A 5495-nucleotide genomic window follows, 5' to 3' on the forward strand; every position below is an offset into this window, starting at 1 on the left:
GCGGCAGGTTTTGGGTGTTGGGTCAAAGGAAAACGCCGCCCTGATTTGGGGGCGGCGTTTTGGTGTTGTTTGGAAGGTTGGGTGCGGGAGCAGGATTTGAACCTGCGACCTTCAGGTTATGAGCCTGACGAGCTACCGGGCTGCTCCATCCCGCGGCAAAGCCGGTACTGGTGTAGTGGATTGAAGGGTTCTTGGACGGCTGCATCCGCTTGGTAGACCTGGCGGCGACCTACTCTCCCGCGCCTTAAGACGAAGTACCATCGGCCCAGAGAGGCTTAACGACCGAGTTCGGAATGGGATCGGGTGGGGACCTCTCGGCATAGCCACCAGGTCAACGAAGCGGATGCGTTGTTCGAGATGAGATCATCATCGAGAGCAAGGACGAAGCTCTCATGAGTTTTGATAAGAACGATCAAGCCGATCGAGCGATTAGTACCAGTAAGCTCCATGCGTCGCCGCACTTCCACACCTGGCCTATCAACGTGGTGGTCTACCACGGCTCTCAGCGAAGCCTTGTTTTGAGGTTAGTTTCCCGCTTAGATGCTTTCAGCGGTTATCTATTCCACACTTAGCTACCCTGCTGCGCGGCTGGCGCCACGACAGGTCCACCAGAGGTGTGTCCATCCCGGTCCTCTCGTACTAGGGACAGATCCTCTCAAGCTTCGTACACCCACGGCAGATAGGGACCAAACTGTCTCACGACGTTCTGAACCCAGCTCACGTACCACTTTAATCGGCGAACAGCCGAACCCTTGGGACCTGCTCCAGCCCCAGGATGTGATGAGCCGACATCGAGGTGCCAAACTTTGCCGTCGCTGTGGACGCTTGGGCAAAATCAGCCTGTTATCCCTAGAGTACCTTTTATCCGTTGAGCGATGGCCCTTCCATGCAGAACCACCGGATCACTATGGCCGACTTTCGTCTCTGATCGACTTGTCAGTCTCTCAGTCAGGCGGGCTTATGCCATTGCACTCGACGAGCGATTTCCGACCGCTCTGAGCCCACCATCGCGCGCCTCCGTTACACTTTGGGAGGCGACCGCCCCAGTCAAACTGCCCACCACGCTATGTCCCGGATCCGGATAACGGACCTCGGTTAGACGTCAGCGGCAACAAGGGTGGTATTTCAAGGTTGGCTCCGCCGGAGCTGGCGCCCCGGTTTCATAGCCTCCCACCTATCCTACACATGTTGCCGCTAACGCCAAAGCGAAGCTGCAGTAAAGGTTCATAGGGTCTTTCCGTCTGACCGCGGGAACCCCGCATCTTCACGGGGAATTCAATTTCGCTGAGCCTATGCTGGAGACAGTGGGGAAGTCGTTACGCCATTCGTGCAGGTCGGAACTTACCCGACAAGGAATTTCGCTACCTTAGGACCGTTATAGTTACGGCCGCCGTTTACCGGGGCTTCAATTCGGAGCTTGCACTCCTCCTTTTAACCTTCCGGCACCGGGCAGGCGTCAGACCCTATACGTCGCCTTACGGTTTCGCAGAGCCCTGTGTTTTTGATAAACAGTCGCTACCCCCTGGCCTGTGCCACTCAGTCCTGGTTGCCCAGGGTGAGTCACGCTTATCCCGAAGTTACGCGTGCAATTTGCCGAGTTCCTTCAGCATAGTTCTCTCAAGCGCCTTGGTATGCTCTACCAGTCCACCTGTGTCGGTTTCGGGTACGGTCTCTGTTGGAGTTATTTCCAGGAACAACTTCGCTGCCAGGAGCAATCCAATAAGCCCTGACAACTTACGCCATTCGTCACTTCCAACTGGCCCAGGAATATTTACCTGGTTCCCATCGACTACGCCTTTCGGCCTCGCCTTAGGGGCCGGCTAACCCTGCGCAGATTAACTTTACGCAGGAACCCTTGGACTTTCGGCGAGAGTGTCTCTCACACTCTTTGTCGCTACTCATGTCAGCATTCTCACTTCCGATACCTCCAGCCGGCCTCACGACCGACCTTCACAGGCTTACGGAACGCTCCGCTACCGCGTGCTTGCGCACACCCATACCTTCGGCGAACGGCTTAAGCCCCGTTACATTTTCCGCGCAGGATCGCTTGACCAGTGAGCTGTTACGCTTTCTTTAAATGATGGCTGCTTCTAAGCCAACATCCTGGTTGTCAAAGCAATCCCACATCGTTTCCCACTTAGCCGTTACTTGGGGGCCTTAGATGATGGTTAGGGTTGTTTCCCTTTTCACGACGGACGTTAGCACCCGCCGTGTGTCTCCCGGATAGTTCTCTTGGGTATTCGGAGTTTGGTTAGAATTGGTACAGCTCGCGCCGCCCGCATCCATCCAGTGCTCTACCCCCCAAGGAATTCGTCCGAGGCTCTACCTAAATAGATTTCGCGGAGAACCAGCTATGTCCAGGTTTGATTGGCCTTTCACCCCTATCCACAAGTCATCCCAGACCTTTTCAACGGGCACGGGTTCGGTCCTCCAGCTGGTGTTACCCAGCCTTCAACCTGCTCATGGATAGATCACCTGGTTTCGGGTCGTCATGCGACGTACTTAATCGCCCTATTCAGACTCGCTTTCGCTGCGCCTACACCTAACGGCTTAAGCTTGCACGGCACATGAAGTCGCTGACCCATTATACAAAAGGTACGCCGTCACCACGCGAGGTGGCTCCGACTGCTTGTAGGCTTCCGATTTCAGGTTCTATTTCACTCCCCTCGTCGGGGTGCTTTTCACCTTTCCCTCACGGTACTTGTTCACTATCGGTCACTGAGGAGTACTTAGGCTTGGAGGATGGTCCCCCCATATTCAGACAGGATTTCACGTGTCCCGCCCTACTCGAGTCTGTCGCTAATTGACGCCTACGGGGCTATCACCCGCTATGGCCGACCTTTCCAGATCGTTCGGCTTTATGTCACGACAGCACTGGCCTGGTCCCGGTTCGCTCGCCACTACTACGGGAGTCTCGGTTGATGTCCTTTCCTCCGGGTACTGAGATGTTTCAGTTCCCCGGGTTCGCTCATTGAACCCTATGTATTCAGGTCAATGTACCTTTGAACGACCTACGAACCAGATCACCAGCCGGAGCTGATGATCACATTCGCAGACCGTAAAGGTGGGTTTCCCCATTCGGAAATATCCGGATCAAAGGATGCTCGCGCCTCCCCGGATCTTATCGCAGCGTGCCACGTCCTTCATCGCCTCTCAGTGCCAAGGCATCCGTCAGAAGCCCTTATGCGCTTGATCGTTCTCAGCAAAACTCATGCGTGGGGACGGTTGCCGCCCAGGGTACGAAACCCAGGCAGCGCCCACACATGCGCTTTGTCTTTGCTTTGATGATGATGTCATCTCGGATCCATCCTCGAACCCCAGGGGTGGGGCGGATGAACCCTTCAATTCACGATGTCAGATGCCGCAGCCGGCCCTGAGGCCGGAGCGGAAACTCGTTTGCTTCCGCGATCGCGCGGGAGAGTGGTGGAGCCAGACGGGATCGAACCGACGACCTCATGCTTGCAAAGCACGCGCTCTACCAACTGAGCTATGGCCCCTACTCAATGAGAGGCGGCTGCAGCTGGGAGCCTCGAGGGGCGTCCCCGAGGGTGTCGATCTTCGTCTGCCCGCCCGAGGGTCACACAACGTACGAAGAGTGTGGTGGGCCCAGGCAGACTCGAACTGCCGACCTCACGCTTATCAGGCGTGTGCTCTAACCAACTGAGCTACAGGCCCTTGAAGCGGTCCGCTCAGCGCCCAACCCCAAAAGCCGGCGCCGAATGCGCGATCGCACCGTCGACCTGGCGGTCGCGGTGTCAGCGGAAAGAGAAACGGAGACGGCGACGCCCCGCACCTGTTTGGTGTCTTTGGAAGACCAATAGGAAGCGTGAGCGTCCTGGAGGCCTATCCTTAGAAAGGAGGTGATCCAGCCGCAGGTTCCCCTACGGCTACCTTGTTACGACTTCACCCCAGTCGCTGACCCTACCGTGGCCGGCTGCCTCCCTTGCGGGTTAGCGCACCGTCTTCGGGTAAAGCCAACTCCCATGGTGTGACGGGCGGTGTGTACAAGGCCCGGGAACGTATTCACCGCGGCATGCTGATCCGCGATTACTAGCGATTCCGACTTCATGCACTCGAGTTGCAGAGTGCAATCCGAACTGAGACGACTTTTAGGGATTAGCTCCGCTTCGCAGCATCGCAACCCTCTGTAGTCGCCATTGTAGCACGTGTGTAGCCCACCCCGTAAGGGCCATGAGGACTTGACGTCATCCCCACCTTCCTCCGGCTTACCACCGGCGGTCCCATTAGAGTGCCCAACTTAATGATGGCAACTAATGGCGAGGGTTGCGCTCGTTGCGGGACTTAACCCAACATCTCACGACACGAGCTGACGACAGCCATGCAGCACCTGTGTCCCTGTCCCCGAAGGGAAAACTGGATCTCTCCAGCGATCAGGGCATGTCAAAAGGTGGTAAGGTTCTGCGCGTTGCTTCGAATTAAACCACATGCTCCACCGCTTGTGCGGGCCCCCGTCAATTCCTTTGAGTTTTAATCTTGCGACCGTACTCCCCAGGCGGAGTGCTTAATGCGTTAGCTGCGTCACCGACATGCATGCATGCCGACAACTAGCACTCATCGTTTACGGCGTGGACTACCAGGGTATCTAATCCTGTTTGCTCCCCACGCTTTCGCGCCTCAGCGTCAGTAACGGGCCAGTGAGTCGCCTTCGCCACTGGTGTTCTTCCGAATATCTACGAATTTCACCTCTACACTCGGAGTTCCACTCACCTCTCCCGTACTCAAGATGTCCAGTATCGAAGGCAATTCCGAGGTTGAGCCCCGGGCTTTCACCCCCGACTTAAACATCCGCCTACGCGCCCTTTACGCCCAGTAATTCCGAGCAACGCTAGCCCCCTTCGTATTACCGCGGCTGCTGGCACGAAGTTAGCCGGGGCTTCTTCTCCGGGTACCGTCATTATCTTCCCCGGTGAAAGAATTTTACAATCCTAAGACCTTCATCATTCACGCGGCATGGCTGCGTCAGGCTTTCGCCCATTGCGCAAGATTCCCTACTGCTGCCTCCCGTAGGAGTCTGGGCCGTGTCTCAGTCCCAGTGTGGCTGATCATCCTCTCAGACCAGCTATGGATCGTCGGCTTGGTGAGCCTTTACCTCACCAACTACCTAATCCAACGCGGGCTGCTCCAAAGGCGATAAATCTTTCCCCCGAAGGGCACATACGGTATTAGCCCAAGTTTCCCTGGGTTGTTCCGTACCTAAGGGCACATTCCCACGCGTTACTCACCCGTCCGCCACTGCTCCGAAGAGCCGTTCGACTTGCATGTATTAGGCCTGCCGCCAGCGTTCGCTCTGAGCCAGGATCAAACTCTCAGGTTGAGTTGACGTTCTGACTTCAGCGTAACCAGTCCCTTGCGGAACCGGCTGGCATAGTCTGCGTAGTTCTTGACGAGTTCCCACAAATCTTGGCCAGGCCAAAGCCCAGCCATATTCATGGTGTCTTCAAGAGACCGCAGTCACAGTCAGCGTCGAGATAGAG

Annotated in this window: 3 tRNA genes and 3 rRNA genes; all 6 read right to left on the minus strand. The window is 56.3% G+C overall.

Features of this window, described 5'->3' with window-relative positions:
* Positions 1-78 precede the first annotated feature (78 nt).
* A tRNA-Met gene (locus tag BO64_RS06415) sits at positions 79-155 on the minus strand.
* A 61-nt stretch (positions 156-216) separates the two neighbouring features.
* A 5S ribosomal RNA gene (rrf, locus tag BO64_RS06420) occupies positions 217-331 on the minus strand.
* A 77-nt stretch (positions 332-408) separates the two neighbouring features.
* Positions 409-3195 (minus strand): 23S ribosomal RNA (locus tag BO64_RS06425).
* A 226-nt stretch (positions 3196-3421) separates the two neighbouring features.
* Positions 3422-3497, minus strand: a tRNA-Ala gene (locus BO64_RS06430).
* 101 nt (positions 3498-3598) lie between these two features.
* Positions 3599-3675, minus strand: a tRNA-Ile gene (locus tag BO64_RS06435).
* A gap of 178 nt (positions 3676-3853) precedes the next feature.
* Positions 3854-5335: ribosomal RNA gene (locus BO64_RS06440) — 16S ribosomal RNA — on the minus strand.
* The 16S, 23S and 5S rRNA genes sit together here with 3 tRNA genes alongside, the layout of an rRNA operon.
* Positions 5336-5495: the final 160 nt, after the last annotated feature.

This window comes from Phenylobacterium composti DSM 19425 (genome assembly GCF_059568645.1).